Here is a 16,130-nt window from a genome sequence, read left to right as displayed (position 1 = left end):
GAAAACCAGATGGCGGAAAAGAAAGGAGCGAAACGATGAACCATCCGATATCAATTGGAAAGGGAGAGATTCGCGCCACGGTTGAACCGCTGGGCTGGGAGAGTGAATTCTTCCAGATTGACAGCGGTAAGCTGAACTTTTCGCCATCTGCGCCTGTGTTGACGCTCGATGCGCTGAACGCATTTACGCTGACGCAGGCTAAAATCGCAGCGGACAATCTGGTGCTGGCAGATGCGCTTGCCGATCTTGGGTTTCGATTGGTGGAGGGCGAGGTCGATCTCAGTCTGCCGCTGCAACGGACTACGGTTGTTACGCCGCTACCGCGCTGGCGCGAAGCCACACTCGACGATATCCCTGCACTGAGAGACGCGGCGTCACGTGTTTTTGCGCTGAGCCGTTTCCGTTCTCCGTGGTATCAACCGGAAGATAGCGGGCGTTTCTATGCGCAGTGGATTGAAAATGCCGTGCGCGGTACGTTCGACCACTGCTGTTTGCTGGTGGAAGATGCCGCTGGCAACCCACAAGGATGGGTCACGTTACGCAGAGTGAATGACGCGGATGCCCGTATCGGGCTGCTGGGCGTTTGGCCGGGCGTTACGGTACGTGGCATCGGTTCACAGCTGATGGCGCTGGCGGAAGCGTGGTGCCGACAGCAAGAGTTGATATGTCTTCGGGTCGCGACACAGGTTAGCAACGTGGCGGCGCTTCGTCTTTATCTTCGCCGTGGTGCCATGATTGAGAGCACGGCGTATTGGTTATACAGGTGATCACATGATTCCATTTAACGCGCCACCGATTGTCGGTACGGAACTGGATTATATGCAGGCTGCCATGAGCAGCGGCAAATTGTGCGGCGATGGTGGCTTTACCCGTCGTTGTCAGCAATGGCTGGAACATTATTCCGGTAGCAAAAAAGTCCTGCTCACGCCTTCCTGCACCGCTTCGCTGGAAATGGCTGCGATATTGCTGGACGTTAAGCCCGGCGATGAAGTGATCATGCCGAGCTATACCTTCGTTTCTACCGCCAACGCCTTTGTGCTGCGCGGTGCGAAGATCGTGTTTGTCGATATCCGCCCGGATACCATGAACATTGACGAAACGAAGATCGAAGCCGCCATTACGGAAAAGACGCGCATTATCGTGCCGGTTCACTACGCGGGCGTGGCCTGCGAGATGGACGCGATTATGGCTCTGGCGAAGAAATACGATTTATATGTCGTGGAAGATGCCGCGCAGGGCGTGATGTCGAGCTACAAAGGCCGCGTTCTGGGCTCTATCGGCCATATTGGCTGCTTCAGTTTTCACGAAACCAAGAACTACACCTCGGGCGGTGAGGGCGGAGCCACGCTGATTAATGACGCAAGGCTGGTGGAGCGTGCGGAAATCATCCGTGAAAAAGGCACCAACCGCAGCCAGTTCTTCCGTGGGCAGGTGGACAAATACACCTGGCGTGATATCGGTTCAAGCTACCTGATGGCGGATATTCAGGCTGCCTATCTTTGGGGACAGTTGGAAGCGGCACGGCCGATCAACGAGCGTCGCCTGAAACTGTGGCAGAACTACTACGCGGCATTCAAATCGCTGGCCGATGCCGGGCGTATTACCCTGCCGACCGTGCCTGCCAATGGGATTCATAACGCGCACATGTTTTATATCAAACTGCGCGATCAGGACGACCGCAGTGCGTTTATCAATTACATGAAAGAAGCCGAAATCATGACGGTCTTTCATTATATCCCGCTGCACAGTTGCCCGGCTGGTCTGAACTTCGGTCGTTTCTCCGGTGAAGACCGCTACACCACGCAGGAAAGCGAGCGGCTGGTGCGTTTACCGCTGTTCTACAACCTGTCAGACGTCAATCAGCGGACGGTGATTAATACCATTCTGAGCTTCTTCTCCTGATATGTCGTTGGCGAAAGCATCGATATGGACGGCAGGCTCCACGCTGATAAAAATCGGCGCGGGGCTGGTTGTCGTCAAACTGCTGGCGGTCGCTTTTGGCCCTAGCGGTGTGGGGATGGCAGGGAATTTCCGTCAGCTTATTACGGTTCTAGGCGTGTTAGCTGGTGCGGGGATCTTCAACGGCGTCACTAAATATGTGGCGGAGTACCAGCAACAGCCGGAACGGCTCAGGCCGCTGCTCGGTACGTCAGTCACGCTGGTGCTGGGGTTCTCCACGCTGCTGGCGATTCTCTTTCTTTCCGCGGCAACGCCTATCGCCACTCTGCTGTTTGGGCATGATGACTATCGCGACGTAGTGCGTGCGCTGGCGTTTATCCAAATGGGTATCGCCTATGCCAATCTGTTTCTGGCGATTCTCAAGGGCTATCGGGATGCGATAGGCAACGCGCTGGCTGTGATCGGCGGCAGCTTGATCGGGCTGGCGGCCTTTTGGCTCTGCCTGCAACTGGGCGGCTATGTTGGCGCACTGGCAGGGCTGGCGCTGGTGCCCGCGCTGCTGGTGATTCCAGCAGGCATCATGCTATATCGGCGTACTCCGCTGTCGCTGACATCGCTAAAACCCGCGTGGGATCGCGTGATTGCCGGGCAGTTGGGCAAATTTACGCTGATGGCGTTGATGACCGCGGTGACGCTGCCCGTTGCGTACATCATGATGCGTAACCTGCTGGCGGCACATTACAGCTGGGATGAAGTGGGCATTTGGCAGGGCGTCAGCAGTATTTCCGATGCTTACCTGCAATTCATTACCGCCTCCTTTACCGTGTATCTGTTGCCGACGCTCTCGCGTCTGACGGATAAAGTCGCGCTATCGCAGGAGATTGTCCGCTCGCTGAAGTTTGTGCTGCCCGTCGTGGCAGGCGTCAGCTTTTGTGTGTGGCTGCTGCGAGATTTTGCCATCTGGCTGCTGTTCTCCAGCGAGTTCACGGCAATGCGAGATCTCTTCGTTTGGCAATTGGTAGGCGATGTAATGAAAGTGGGCGCTTACGTCTTTGGCTATCTGGTCATTGCGAAAGCGGCGCTGCGCTTTTATCTGCTCACGGAAGTGAGCCAGTTTCTCCTGCTGACCGGGTTTTCCCACTGGCTGATTCCGCTTTATGGCGCACAAGGTGCGGCGCAGGCCTATATGGCAACCTACCTGGTCTATTTTTTGCTTTGTTGTTGCGTATTCATTATTTACCGTAGGCGAGCATGACGACACTGATTCATGTATTGGGATCTGACATCCCGCATCATAACCAGACCGTTTTACGTTTTTTTAACGACGTACTGGCGACGGAACTCCCCGAACAGCAGATTCGGCATTTTATCGTGGCTTCTCACGACGGCATTTCATCGGCGGACTTCCCCGCGCTGCGTATCGAAACCTGCGTGGATAAGAAAACGCTGGCTGAGGCAGTCATCGCCAGAGCCAAAGCGAACCGCAAGATGCGCTTTTTCCTGCATGGGCAGTTTAATCCCACGCTGTGGCTGGCGTTGCTGAGCGGAAAAATCAAATCCGAGCAGGTTTACTGGCACGTTTGGGGCGCGGATTTGTATGAAGAGGCGAGTAGCCTGAAGTATCGCCTGTTTTATCTGCTGCGGCGTATGGCGCAAAAGCGTGTCGGACACGTGTTTGCCACGCGTGGCGATCTGGCGTGGTATCAGCAGCGTTCACCTCGCGTGCCGACGTCATTGCTGTACTTCCCAACGCGAATGAATCCGGCGCTAACGGGCATACAAGTGGATAAACCGCTGGCAGGGCCGATGACGATTCTGGTCGGCAATTCTGGTGATCGCACTAATCGCCATCAGGAAGCGCTGCGGGCGATTCACAAGCAGTTCGGGAAAAATGTGCGGGTCATTGTGCCGATGGGCTACCCTGCGAATAACGGGTCCTACATCGCGCAGGTGGAAAAGGACGGTTTGGCGCTGTTTGGCGTGAAAAATTTCCAACTGCTAAAAGACCAACTGGCATTTGATGATTATCTCAACATGCTGCGCACCTGCGATTTGGGCTATTTTATTTTCGATCGCCAGCAGGGAATCGGGACGTTATGTCTGCTGATTCAGTTTGGCGTGCCGTTTGTGATCAGCCGACAAAATCCGTTCTGGCAGGATCTGACGGAACAAGGGCTGCCCGTGCTGTTTTACGGTGACGAGTTGGATGAAGCGCTGGTGCGTGAAGCGCAGCGCCAATTGGCATCAGTCGATAAGCACCAGATTGCGTTCTTTAATCCCAATTATCTGCAAGGCTGGCGCGATGTGCTGGCGTTGGCGGCGGGAGAACCAACATGACGCTGGGGCAATTTGGTGGGCTGTTTGCCGTCTACCTGATTTCAGTCATCTTTATCCTGAGTCTGACCTGGATGGAGTTTCGGCGGGTGCGTTTTAATTTTAACGTGCTGTTTTCCCTGCTCTATTTATTAACGTTCTATTTTGGTTTTCCGTTTACCTGCGTACTGGTATTCCGCTTTGGCGTTGAAGTGGTTCCCGTCCAGTTCCTGCTTCAGGCGATGCTGTCTGCAACGGCGTTCTATGCAATCTATTACGTCAGCTATAAGACGCGGTTACGCCAGAAAGCTTCCGCGCCGCGTAAGCCACTCCTGACGGTGAACCGGGTTGAAGCCAATCTGACCTGGCTGCTGCTGGCGTTGATTGCGGTCGCCACCGTCGGTATTTTCTTCCTCAACAATGGCTTCTTGTTGTTTAAGCTAAATTCTTACAGCCAGATATTCTCCAGCGATGTGTCCGGCGTCGCGTTGAAACGCTTCTTCTACTTCTTCATTCCGGCGATGCTGGTGGTGTATTTCCTGCGGCAGACGCAGCGTGCGTGGATAATGTTCCTCATCGGAACGGTCGCGTTTGGGATGCTGACGTATGTGATTGTGGGCGGAACACGCGCGAATGTGATTATCGCCTTCGCTCTATTTCTGTTTATTGGCATTGTGCGCGGCTGGATTACGCTCTGGATGCTGGTTGCGGCTGGTGCGTTCGGGATTGTCGGGATGTTCTGGCTGGCGCTGAAGCGTTATGGGCTGGATGTCAGCGGTGATTACGCCTTTTATACGTTCCTCTATTTAACCCGTGACACCTTCTCGCCTTGGGAAAATCTGGCGCTGCTGTGGCAGAACTACGACAAGATTGAATTCCAGGGGCTGGCACCGATTGCCCGTGATTTCTACGTCTTTATTCCTTCCTGGCTATGGCCGGATCGTCCGAATCTGGTGTTAAACAGTGCGAACTATTTCACCTGGGAAGTGTTGAATAATCGCTCTGGACTGGCGATTTCCCCCACGCTGTTGGGCTCGCTGGTGGTGATGGGCGGCGTGCTGTTTATCCCGCTCGGCGCGATTGCGGTAGGGCTGGTTATCAAATGGTTCGACTGGGTGTACGAGTTAGGGAAGAACGACAGCAATCGCTATAAATCCGCTATTTTGCAGGCGTTCTGTTTCGGGGCGGTGTTCAATATTATTGTGCTGACGCGTGAAGGCGTCGATTCTTTTGTTTCACGTGTGGTGTTTTTCTGTCTGGTATTTGGTCTGTGTCTGCTGGTTGCCAAACTGCTCTATTGGCTGCTGGAAAGCGCCGGACTCATCCGGCAGCGTCTGATGCGTATGCGTGCCACGCCGCTCGCGCCGACACCCAACACCGTGGATCCTGTGATAAAGGAGCAGGTATGACAGCGTTAAAAACCACAGAGACCATTCCTCTGTATACCATTCGTGGTTTGCCTATTCACGGTTTTCGCAATATGGCGCAGTTTGTTGATTACCTGTTTGCGAGCGAGCGGGTTGAAACGGGCACGCTCGTCGCGATTAACGCAGAGAAAGTGCTAACGGCGGAAAAAGACGTGGCGCTGCGGGCGTTGCTCGATCGCGCAGAGTACAAGTATGCGGACGGCATCAGCATCGTGCGCTCCATTCGACGCAAATACCCGCAGGCTGATGTCACGCGAGTTGCGGGGGCTGACCTGTGGGAAGCGCTAATGGAACGAGCGGGCGAGGAGGGAACGCCGGTTTTTCTGGTGGGCGGCAAACCTGACGTGCTGGCACAAACGGAAGCGAAGCTGCGGGCGCAGTGGAACGTGAATATTGTCGGCAGTCAGGATGGCTATTTTACGCCAGAGCAGCGCGATGCCCTGTTCGAACGTATCCGCGCCAGCGGCGCGCAGATTGTTACCGTCGCGATGGGCTCGCCACGACAGGAAATTCTGATGCGCGACTGTCGTCACCACTATCCCGATGCGCTGTATATGGGCGTTGGGGGAACGTATGACGTCTTTACCGGACATGTGAAGCGCGCCCCGCTCGTGTGGCAAAACTTAGGTTTGGAATGGCTGTATCGTTTGCTGTCCCAGCCGAGCCGTATTTTTCGGCAGTTTAAGCTGTTGAAATATGTCGCCTATCACTACAGCGGTCGTCTGTAGCTTCATTGAATTGGCGCGTTAAACGCGCCAACTTTTCTCCGTTATCTTTCCCTGCAGTATATAAATCTGACTTCTTATTCCTATTCGATTTTAATTGTCTGTTTGCCAGCCAATCAGAAATACAGAATTCTATCTTTGGCGTATTCGTCATCCCTGATGTGTTATTCAAACCCACATTACGGTATTTTCATGCCGCTAATTTGGGGCAAGGGTACGTTCTTCCTCATCGGTAGTCGGCAGTATTTCTGAAATAAGAACAATAACCGGCAGCAGCCGGGATAAGCACAACATAAAGACAGAGGATATATGGCAGAAGATGTAAAGCAGGAAAAACTCCATCGGGGGTTGGAAGCCCGGCATATTGAGCTGATTGCGCTGGGTGGCACGATCGGCGTCGGGCTGTTTATGGGCGCGGCTAGCGCGCTGAAGTGGGCAGGGCCGTCAGTATTGCTGGCCTATATTGTCGCTGGGATCTTCGTTTTCTTCATCATGCGTTCAATGGGCGAAATGCTGTTTCTAGAGCCGGTTGCGGGATCCTTTGCCGTCTACGCGCATAAATACATGAGTCCCTTTTTCGGTTATCTCACTGCATGGGGCTACTGGTTTATGTGGATGGCGGTCGGGATTTCGGAAATTACCGCCATTGGTGTGTATGTCCAGTATTGGTTCCCCGATTTGCCGCAATGGTTACCGGCTATTGCCGCTGTTGCGCTGGTCGCGGGCGCAAACCTTGCTGCGGTAAGACTTTATGGCGAAATCGAATTCTGGTTCGCGATGATAAAAATTACCACTATCGTCGTGATGATCGTCGTCGGTGTCGGCATTATCTTCTTCGGCTTTGGTAACCACGGTCAGGCGACCGGATTCAGTAACCTGACCGAACACGGTGGTTTCCTCGCGGGAGGCTGGAAAGGTCTGCTGTTCGCACTCTGTCTGGTGGTGGCGTCTTATCAGGGCGTGGAGCTGGTCGGCATTACGGCGGGCGAGGCGAAAAATCCGCAGGTGACGCTGAAGCGCGCGATCAACAACATTCTGTGGCGCATCCTGATTTTCTATGTGGGCGCGATCTTCGTTATCGTCACGATTTTCCCCTGGAATGAAATCGGCACGTCCGGCAGTCCGTTTGTGATGACATTTGCGAAGATTGGTATCACCGCAGCGGCAGGGATCATCAACTTTGTGGTGCTGACTGCCGCGCTGTCCGGCTGCAACAGTGGCATGTATAGCTGTGGACGTATGCTGTATTCGCTTGCCAACAACCGCCAGCTTCCTGCCTGGTTAGGTAAAGTGACGGCCAGCGGCGTACCTGCGGCAGGCGTCATGATTTCTATTCTTTGCCTGATGGCTGGCTCGGTGTTGAACTACATCATTCCTAACCCAGAAAAAGTGTTTGTGTATGTTTATAGCGCCAGCGTGCTGCCGGGTATGGTGCCGTGGTTTGTGGTGTTAATCAGCCAGTTGCGTTTTCGTGAACAGCATCGTGCTGCGCTGGCCACACATCCGTTTAAATCGGTGTTGTTCCCGTGGGTAAACTACCTGACGATGGCATTTTTGCTGTGTGTGCTGGTGGGAATGTACATCAATATCGATACGCGGATGTCTTTATTGGTCGGTGTCGCCTTTTTAGCCGTGGTTAGCCTGTGTTATTTCGCGTTGGGATTGGGCAAAAAAACGTCGCTGACAGAGGGTAAATCTTAGTATTTGGGGGCGGGAAGGGCGGAACTGTGTGTTATTTAGCTTGGAATGAGCAAATCATAATCAAACGCATCATTTCGATAAAAAAGCACTAGACAGCCAGTCGCTAAGCCCGTAATATCCCGCCCCGCAACGGCGCTAAGCGCCCGTAGCTCAGCTGGATAGAGCGCTGCCCTCCGGAGGCAGAGGTCTCAGGTTCGAATCCTGTCGGGCGCACCATTATATTCTGTATGAAGTATGTTGTGTGCAAGAGCTGCGGTGGTACACTTTTTTTCGTAAAGAAAGTATCCCGTGAAAAGGAAGTACCGCGTAATAAGTAGTTGATGTAAAGTGTGGTGATGGTGGCTATAGCTCAGTTGGTAGAGCCCTGGATTGTGATTCCAGTTGTCGTGGGTTCGAGTCCCATTAGCCACCCCAGATTTTGCAACTAGAGTAGTTGATTGACTGTTTGTGAGTTATGCGAAGGTGGCGGAATTGGTAGACGCGCTAGCTTCAGGTGTTAGTGTTCTTACGGACGTGAGGGTTCAAGTCCCTCTCTTCGCACCACACAAACAAGAACATCAGTGATGTTCAAAAAAAGCAGTACATTCGGCGAGTAGCGCAGCTTGGTAGCGCAACTGGTTTGGGACCAGTGGGTCGGAGGTTCGAATCCTCTCTCGCCGACCAATTAAAAAGAAAAGCACATCGAAAGATGTGCTTTTTTTTTCGTTTGTATTTTTCCTTCTCTGGCGAAAGCCTTGTCGGATTTATTAACCCGACAAGACGTTGTTGTTCTCTGCGATATCGCGTGTTACGGCGCGTAATGCACGGGTGCCAGCGCGCTGCTATCGATACTTTCTCGCATTGATTTCAGTGCGATATCAAAAGGACACAGCGTGCCTTTTTCCGTCTGCTGGCAGCCCTGAGAGGTCAATTCCTCTTTCAGTAACGGCTGCCGATCGTCAAGCGGCGTCAGTGAACGGATTTGATCCAGCGACTGCGTCTGGAAATAGATACGTAAGAAACGCTGCTGAGTGGTGGTATCACGCCAGCGTTCGAATACCAGACTGCCTGCGGGCGGAATATTATCCGCGGTATCGCCGGGTAGCTGCCAATGAAACTGCAATAGCGTGCGTAGATAGGCGATATTGGTGTCGTGAGCGACATACAGCAAGTAAGGGACGGCTGGTGGCTCACCTTGTGATGTGTCCTGCGCTTCCTGCGTCCCTTGCGCCAGAGCCTGTGCGATTTGCTGCATGAATAGCGAACCGCCGCGCTGTGCGATATAGGGAACATCATTGGTGAAGTCGTATTTAGCGGTCATCGGGGCCATCAACGGGATGAGATCCTGTGTGTTGCTGACGTGACCAAAAGCGACCTGTGCCTGCGGCAGATTCTCGCTGTACTCCAGCAGGAAAACCTCGCTCATATTCGCCAGCGTATTCAGGCCGCTGATAGAAGTCGAACCGTCTTTATCCTGTTTTAGCGCCCACGGTTTATCAAACACCGGGCACGGCTTATCCGCTTCGCATACGACCTGCTTCAACAGCTCTATGCTGGGCTTAAGACGCTCATAGGCGATATTCAAATCACCGCCCATGGCTTCCAGCACCGCAGCCTTTGCCCGTTCGGGGTCAAGCGTGCCAATGCCCATCTTATCCCCGTGGAACAGCGGATCCTGCTTTTCATCCTCAACGGCATGCGTCGCAACGCCGCAGCCCGGAAACATGCCATCCATGTAGGCTTGGGCGGTTGCGCGAGTGCGTTGTAGCGGACTCGCGAGCACATAAATCTGCTGTTCCGTCGGGCAACCTGACGCGAACAGATGCTGTTGGCGATAATACTCACCCTCGTAGCGGCCTTTTAATACGGTGGCGGCATAGCCATGTCCGGTTAACTCACCTTCCCGCGTGACCCACTGAGGCCACTGTCGTGCCGTGCCGGATTCCAGTGCGGTCGTGTTAGATTCTGTTGGAGGACGTACGCCATGACGGCTGACTTCAACCACCTTTTCCAGAAGATAGCGATCCTGCGCCTGAGCCTGAGTAGAAAAGGCTGAAATAATGATCATGGTAATCAATAAGCTACGGGGAGTACGTAATGTCGTGTGGGAAAGCATGATAATCCTTCGGCAGCGGTCATACGGATAAGGAGTTTCATTGTAGGAAGAGGAAAGTGACAAATGGGTTTTCCAGCAGAAGGGAGAGTGTTAGCGAACATTTCTACATGCATAGTTTGCAATCAAACTTTTTGATCTAAGATAGATCCCAAAGGTATAAAGCGCATAATTTCCGCATGTTATATTTTTAAAAATTAAAAAGACGATATAAATCCCGCCTGATAAATCCAACACTAACGAGTTAACTATGGCATCACATCTTATTGATTTTCTTCTTATAGGGAATAATTTTGGCACGCCTGAAATGCGCGGCGTCTGGTCCGAGCATAACCGACTGACTAAACAGGTCGAAGTAGAAGTCGCCCTGGCGCTTGCCGAGGGTGAACTGGGTGTCATTCCGCTGGATGCGGCAAAAACCATTGCAGAAAACGCTGACGCAAGCGCGCTTAACGTTGAAGAGATTGCAAAAGATGCCGCGCGCATGAAGCACTCTCTGATGCCGACGATTGCCGCGATTCAGAAACAGTGCGGTGCCGCGGGTGAGTTTATTCACTACGGCGTGACCACGCAGGACATCGTTGATACGGCGACAGTGTTACAGCTGAAACAATCTTTTGATATTGTCGTCAGAGATACACAACTGCTGGCCGTTGAACTGAAACGTCTGGCAAAGAAACACCAGCATACGCTGATGGCCGGTCGTACCCACGGTATGCAGGCGCTGCCCACCACGTTTGGCTTCAAGCTGGCCGTCTGGCTGGATGAGTTTATCCGTCACCTCGAACGTCTGGGTGAAATCAAAGAACGTGTTCTAGTCGGCAACATCAACGGTGCCATCTGCACCTATGCCTCTTTTGGCGAGAAAGGGCCGGAAATCGAGCGTCTGACGCTGGATAAGCTGGGGCTGAATACGCCGAATATCGGCTGGCAGTCTGCCCGCGATCGCTTCTCCGAATATGCATCCGTTACGGTTCTGATCAGCGGTACGCTGGGCAAAATCGGTAATGAGCTGTACAACCTGATGCGCACCGAGATTAACGAAATCGAAGAGCCGTTCTCTGAAGGGAAAATCGGTTCTACGACGATGCCGCATAAACGCAATCCTGCCGCGTTGGAAGGGTTGGCGAGCCTGACGGCTCCGCTGTTCAAAAGCGCTGCGCTGATTCATGAATCTATGAAAGTTGAGCATGAGCGTGATGCGATGAGCTGGCGTGCGGAATGGATTGCGCTGCCGGAAATCAATATCTATCTGTCTGCTCAGCTTCAGAACGCGCTTGGCATCCTGCGTGGCATGTCCGTCAACGAGAAGCAGATGCTGGCGAACCTCGATCTGCAAAATGGCCTGCTGCTGTCTGAGAAAGTGATGTTTGAGATTGGTAAACGTCTCGGCAAGCAGACTGCTCACCATCTGGTTTACGAATGCTCAATGCAGGCATTTGAGCAGAATCAGTCCTTTAAATCGGTACTGTTGGCTCACCCGGTGCTTTCTGAACAGGTGACCGCCGCCGATCTGGACGAGTGGCTGAATCCAGCTAACTACGTTGGCAGTGCGCCGCAGAAAGTTGATGACGTGATTCGCTATGCGGATAACTCCGGCCTTCTGCCAGCATAAGGTGACATCATGAGTATCGTATTTCGTCAGGCTACGCTTGCGGACGATGAAACCTATCTGGGACTGGCGCTAGCGGCATTTGAGCCGATTCGCCAACTGGGTATCAACTTTTCCGCCGCCCATGCGGATATCGACATGGTGCGTACGCATATTGCCTCACACGGCGTTTATGTGATGGAAAAAGACGGTGAGATGGTGTCGTCATTTACCATCCGCTATCCGTGGGGGCCGGAGCCGGGCCCGTTCGGTCTACCTCATCTGGGCTGGTTTGCGACGCACCCTGGCTATAAAAAACAGGGGCTGGGTAAGCAAATGATGAGCTGGCTAGAGGAAGAAATTCTGATTAACCAGCTCAAAGCGCCTGCCGTGTCGCTTGGTACCGCGCAAAACCATCCGTGGCTGATTGAGATGTACAGAAATTATGGTTTCAAGGAAGTCGGGCAGACGAATCTGGGAAAAGGACACCTGACAATCTGGATGGAAAAAATCCTTGATAACCAATTGTATGACCAGTGGAAAGATAAAAAATTAAAAAGAGAGGCAGTAAAATGATGAAAAAAGTAACGTTGTCTGTTCTGGCGCTGACGACCGCCTTTCTTGTGGCTGGCTGTGATTCTGGGAAGAGCGGCTCTGAACAGGAAAAAGTATTGAAAGTGGGTTCAACAGGCCAAAGTTATCCAAGTGGCTTCAAGCAGGATAACAAGCTGGTCGGGTTTGACGTTGAAGTCACGGAAGCTATCGCGAAAGACCTGAACTACAAAGTTGAGTGGGTCACCGCCGATTTCAGCGGCCTGATGGGGCAACTGGAAGCGAGAAAACTGGATACTGTGGCGAACGTGGTAGCCATTACGCCGGCGCGTCAGGAAAAATACAACTTCGCCCAGCCGTACAGCTTCTACGGCAGCCAGATTGTGACGCACAAAGACAATGCGGACATTAATACACTGGCCGACCTGAAAGGGAAGACGGTTGCTGGGGTTCTGGGTTCTAACCACGTCAACAACCTGAAAAAAGCGTTTGCCGACGGCAGCGTGAATATTCGTACCTATGAAACACGCGATGGCGCGATGAACGATGCGCTGTCTAAACGCGTTGAAGGCTACGTGAATTCACGTCCGATTCTGTTGGCAGAAATCAATAAGCGTAACCTGCCGTTCAAGCTGGTCGGCGAGCCGCTGGTGATTGAAGAAGTGAGCTTCCCGTTCCATAAGGACGAGAAAGGTGATGCATTGCGTAAACAGTTCGATGCAGAATTGACGAAAATGCGTGCAGATGGACGCCTGAAAGCGTTCTCCGAAAAATATTTTGGTGAAGACATCACGGTATCACCGGCTAAATAACCTCACGCCGTCATTCTGGCGAGCCGTTACGTAGCCAGATGATTTGTTATGTAGCTAGATGGTTCGTTATGTAGCAAATAGTTATAACCCGTTCCACCGGCGCAATATGGCCGGTGGAAGCATTAATGGTATTACTCATGAATATCGATCTTGCCTACCTGCTAAAGGTCTTTCCCCAGGTATTAATGTATTTGCCAACCACGCTGTTCCTCGCCGTGGTTTCGATGTTTTTTGCTATGGTGCTCGGCCTTCTTCTGGCGTTAGTCCGTGAAAGCAAGATCGTCGTGGTCGTAAAAATCGTCGAACTGTATATCTCGCTGTTCCGCGGCATTCCGTCGCTGGTTCAGCTGTTTATTATCTACTTCGGCCTGCCGCAGCTATTCCCCGGTTTATCCAATCTGGATGCAATGACGGCCGCGATTATCGGCTTTAGCCTGAAAACATCCGCCTATATGGCTGAGATTTTCCGTGCGGGCTTGGCCTCGGTGGATTTCGGTCAGACGGAAGCGGGCCTATCCATTGGCATGAGTAAAGCACAGGTTTATCGCCGCATCGTGTTGCCTCAGGCCATGCTGAATGCGCTGCCCGCGACGGGGAACACTTTCATCTCCCTGATTAAAGATACCTCGGTGGCCTTTGCGCTGGGTGTCTCCGAACTGTTCGCGGAAGGCAAAATGATTGCCGCTGAATCTCTGCGTTTCTTTGAGACCTTCCTGGTTGTGGGTCTGATTTACTGGATGGTGATTGTTGTTTACGCCTGGCTGCAAAAACAGCTGGAGAAGAAACTGAATCACTCGCTACAGCGATAAGGGGCTGACATGATCAGTGTAAAGAATCTTTCTAAACGCTTTGGCGATCAGGTGGTGTTGGACAACATTAGTCTGGATATCGCGAAAGGCGAAGTCGTGGCGATTATCGGTCCATCTGGTTCAGGTAAATCCACGCTGCTGCGCTGTCTGAACCTGCTGGAAACGCCAGAGTCGGGCACGATTGAAATTGGCGAACAAACGCTGGATACGCGTCGTTACTCCGCTAAAGAGGCCTATGCGCTGCGCCGTCAGACGGCGATGGTGTTCCAAAGTTACAACCTGTTTAAGAACAAGACGGCTCTGGAAAACGTGACGGAAGCGCTGATTGTCGTGAAAAAAATGCCGAAGCAGCAGGCGAATGAAATCGGTCTGGCTTTGCTGGAGCAGGTCGGTTTGCTGCCGCAGGCGGCACAGTATCCGGTGACGCTATCCGGCGGGCAGCAGCAGCGCGTGAGTATTGCGCGGGCGCTGGCGGTGGATCCGAAGGCGATTTTGTTTGATGAACCGACCTCGGCGCTTGACCCAGAAAGGGTACACGAAGTGCTTCAGGTGATTCAGAAGCTGGCGAAAAACGACACCACGATGGTGATTGTCACCCATGAAATGCAGTTTGCGAAAGAAGTGGCAGACCGAGTGATCTTCATGGCAGACGGTCATATCGTTGAGGAAGGTCCGGCGGAGCAGGTGATTAGCTTCTCGGATAACCCGCAAACCCAGCGTTTCCTGCGTCAGTTGACCAAGCTGCCTGAGCCGCTTGAGTACGATATTTAACGCATACGTAGACACACCTGCACGCCTGAACAAGGCAGCCCTGTTAGGCAGGGCACGATAATGTGGAGCAAGTATTCATGAGAACAGCACCTCAGCACGAGCCTCTGGCTCAGTTTATTCAGGCATTTCGCCACGATTTACACCGCAATCCTGAACTGTCGAATCAGGAGTTCGAGACCACGAAGAAGATTCGTGCGGTATTGGAAAAAGAGGGCATTCGTGTCCTCGACCTGCCGCTGAAAACCGGGCTGGTCGCGGAAGTCGGCGGCTTACAGGATGGTCCACTGGTCGTGGTTCGTTCTGATATTGATGCCCTGCCGATTGAAGAAGAATCCGGCGTAGAATTTACGTCACTCAACAAAGGCGTGATGCACGCCTGCGGTCATGATTTTCACTCTTCCGCTGCGCTGGGCGCGGCGATTCTGCTGAAGAAAATCGAGCCGGAGCTGAAAGGCACAGTGCGAATTTTGTTCCAGGCCGCTGAAGAGACCGGGCTGGGCGCGCCGGAAGTTATCGCCGTTGGCGCGTTGGACAATGCGGTAGCGATTTTTGGCATTCACAACGATCCGACGCTGCCTGTTGGCGTCATCGGTGGGAAAGACGGTGCATTAACGGCGGGCGTTGATCGCTTTGAGATCAAGATCGCAGCGAAAGGCTGTCACGCTGCGAAGCCGCATGAAGGTAACGATCCGATTATCATTCTGGGCCAGCTGATTTCTGCCGTACAGACCATCATCAGCCGCACGGTATCGTCCGATAATAACGCGGTGGTGTCGATTACCCAGGTACATAGCGGCAGCACCTGGAACGTTATCCCGGACACTGCCTATGTTGAAGGTACGGTCAGAACGTTCAATCAGGCCGCGCGTGATTTGATTGAACAGCGTTTCCGTCAGATTGTTGCAGGTATCGCCAGCACCTTTGGCGCAGAAATTGAGTTCCTGTGGCATGCAGGGCCACCGTCGGTGATCAACACGCCGGAGTGGGTTGAGTTTGCGCTGAATGTGGCGAGTGACGAAGGGTTTGAAGCGCGCCGCGTGGAAGCCAGCCCGATTGGTGAAGATTTCGCGTTCTATCAGCAGAAATTGCCGGGTACGTTCATGATGGTCGGCTCCGGCGGACCGTATGCGCTGCACCACCCAAAATTCCGCGTTGATGACAGCGCGCTGTTCCCGACCGCGCACTATCTGTATCAGGTAGCGAAGCAGAGTTTAGAACAGCTGTCCTCCCGTTAATCTCCTCTCATTAAGCCAATCCTGTCCGCGTCGGTTTCCCGGCGCGGATATTTCCCCTTTTTTAAATTGAATCAACAGCTTTAATGGGACTGTCGGAAAAACACGACACTTGAGGGGGTCTGCTGTCGCAAAAAAGAGACATTTAATTCATTGATTAATAATGATTAATATTTTATTCGATAAATTCGTCTCTGAATGGCGAC

At 52.8% G+C, this 16,130-nt stretch carries 14 protein-coding genes and 4 tRNA genes; 17 read left to right on the top strand and 1 reads right to left on the bottom strand.

All coding sequences use genetic code 11. The features are described 5' to 3' along the window. Nucleotides 1–35: 35 nt before the first annotated feature. The 11 genes from wecD (at nucleotide 36) to QWJ20_RS20185 (ending at nucleotide 8,728) form a co-directional block, all read left to right on the top strand. Nucleotides 36–767, top strand: coding sequence for a dTDP-4-amino-4,6-dideoxy-D-galactose acyltransferase (wecD, locus tag QWJ20_RS20235; RefSeq protein WP_433993333.1), 732 nt, complete (start codon nucleotides 36–38; stop codon nucleotides 765–767). Between the two features lie 4 nt (nucleotides 768–771). Beyond that, complete coding sequence (gene rffA, locus QWJ20_RS20230) at nucleotides 772–1,902, top strand: dTDP-4-amino-4,6-dideoxygalactose transaminase (RefSeq protein ID WP_039492900.1); 1,131 nt, start codon at nucleotides 772–774, stop codon at nucleotides 1,900–1,902. 1 nt (nucleotide 1,903) lies between these two features. Continuing rightward, nucleotides 1,904–3,154, top strand: a complete 1,251-nt coding sequence (wzxE, locus tag QWJ20_RS20225) for a lipid III flippase WzxE (protein WP_433993332.1) — start codon at nucleotides 1,904–1,906, stop codon at nucleotides 3,152–3,154. Then, complete coding sequence (locus QWJ20_RS20220) at nucleotides 3,151–4,236, top strand: TDP-N-acetylfucosamine:lipid II N-acetylfucosaminyltransferase (RefSeq protein WP_433993331.1); 1,086 nt, start codon at nucleotides 3,151–3,153, stop codon at nucleotides 4,234–4,236. Before wzxE ends, QWJ20_RS20220 begins: the two co-directional genes overlap by 4 nt. Continuing rightward, entirely contained in the window at nucleotides 4,233–5,621 is a 1,389-nt protein-coding gene (gene wzyE, locus QWJ20_RS20215) for an ECA oligosaccharide polymerase (protein WP_039486694.1), read from the top strand. Before QWJ20_RS20220 ends, wzyE begins: the two co-directional genes overlap by 4 nt. Further along, entirely contained in the window at nucleotides 5,618–6,367 is a 750-nt protein-coding gene (wecG, locus tag QWJ20_RS20210) for a lipopolysaccharide N-acetylmannosaminouronosyltransferase (protein ID WP_275244117.1), read from the top strand. The genes wzyE and wecG overlap by 4 nt, the downstream gene beginning before the upstream one ends. A 306-nt stretch (nucleotides 6,368–6,673) precedes the next feature. Then, the gene (gene thrP, locus QWJ20_RS20205; protein ID WP_095700874.1) at nucleotides 6,674–8,065 is read left to right on the top strand and encodes a bifunctional threonine/serine APC transporter ThrP; all 1,392 of its coding nucleotides are present in this window, start codon (nucleotides 6,674–6,676) and stop codon (nucleotides 8,063–8,065) included. A 139-nt stretch (nucleotides 8,066–8,204) separates the two neighbouring features. Then, nucleotides 8,205–8,281, top strand: a tRNA-Arg gene (locus QWJ20_RS20200). Between the two features lie 122 nt (nucleotides 8,282–8,403). Then, nucleotides 8,404–8,479 (top strand) — tRNA-His (locus QWJ20_RS20195). Between the two features lie 42 nt (nucleotides 8,480–8,521). After that, nucleotides 8,522–8,608 (top strand) — tRNA-Leu (locus QWJ20_RS20190). Between the two features lie 43 nt (nucleotides 8,609–8,651). Next, nucleotides 8,652–8,728, top strand: a tRNA-Pro gene (locus QWJ20_RS20185). Between the two features lie 124 nt (nucleotides 8,729–8,852). Here the strand turns inward: QWJ20_RS20185 and QWJ20_RS20180 are convergent. Further along, entirely contained in the window at nucleotides 8,853–10,160 is a 1,308-nt protein-coding gene (locus tag QWJ20_RS20180; protein WP_433993330.1) for a histidine-type phosphatase, read from the bottom strand. Nucleotides 10,161–10,407: 247 nt separating this feature from the next. On the opposite strand from QWJ20_RS20180, the gene purB reads away from it, so the two are divergent. The 6 genes from purB to QWJ20_RS20150 all read left to right on the top strand — a co-directional run bounded on the left by purB (nucleotide 10,408) and on the right by QWJ20_RS20150 (nucleotide 15,927). Continuing rightward, entirely contained in the window at nucleotides 10,408–11,772 is a 1,365-nt protein-coding gene (purB, locus tag QWJ20_RS20175) for an adenylosuccinate lyase (protein WP_010294611.1), read from the top strand. 9 nt (nucleotides 11,773–11,781) lie between these two features. Next, on the top strand, nucleotides 11,782–12,324 hold the full coding sequence (locus QWJ20_RS20170) for a GNAT family N-acetyltransferase (RefSeq protein ID WP_433993329.1): 543 nt from the start codon (nucleotides 11,782–11,784) through the stop codon (nucleotides 12,322–12,324). After that, nucleotides 12,321–13,112 (top strand): amino acid ABC transporter substrate-binding protein, encoded by a 792-nt coding sequence (locus QWJ20_RS20165; RefSeq protein WP_039486699.1) that lies wholly within the window; start codon nucleotides 12,321–12,323, stop codon nucleotides 13,110–13,112. Before QWJ20_RS20170 ends, QWJ20_RS20165 begins: the two co-directional genes overlap by 4 nt. A gap of 137 nt (nucleotides 13,113–13,249) precedes the next feature. Continuing rightward, complete coding sequence (locus tag QWJ20_RS20160; RefSeq protein ID WP_039486752.1) at nucleotides 13,250–13,921, top strand: amino acid ABC transporter permease; 672 nt, start codon at nucleotides 13,250–13,252, stop codon at nucleotides 13,919–13,921. A 9-nt stretch (nucleotides 13,922–13,930) separates the two neighbouring features. Further along, nucleotides 13,931–14,692 carry an amino acid ABC transporter ATP-binding protein gene (locus tag QWJ20_RS20155; RefSeq protein ID WP_095700869.1) on the top strand — a complete coding sequence of 254 codons (762 nt, stop codon included), beginning with the start codon at nucleotides 13,931–13,933 and terminating at the stop codon, nucleotides 14,690–14,692. 77 nt (nucleotides 14,693–14,769) lie between these two features. Beyond that, on the top strand, nucleotides 14,770–15,927 hold the full coding sequence (locus QWJ20_RS20150) for a M20 peptidase aminoacylase family protein (protein ID WP_039325746.1): 1,158 nt from the start codon (nucleotides 14,770–14,772) through the stop codon (nucleotides 15,925–15,927). Nucleotides 15,928–16,130 lie beyond the last annotated feature (203 nt).

The sequence above is a fragment of the Pectobacterium sp. S5 genome (assembly GCF_051707265.1).
In the GTDB taxonomy this organism is placed as follows: Bacteria; Pseudomonadota; Gammaproteobacteria; order Enterobacterales; family Enterobacteriaceae; genus Pectobacterium; species Pectobacterium polare.
This window is presented reverse-complemented; position numbering and strand designations above follow the sequence as displayed.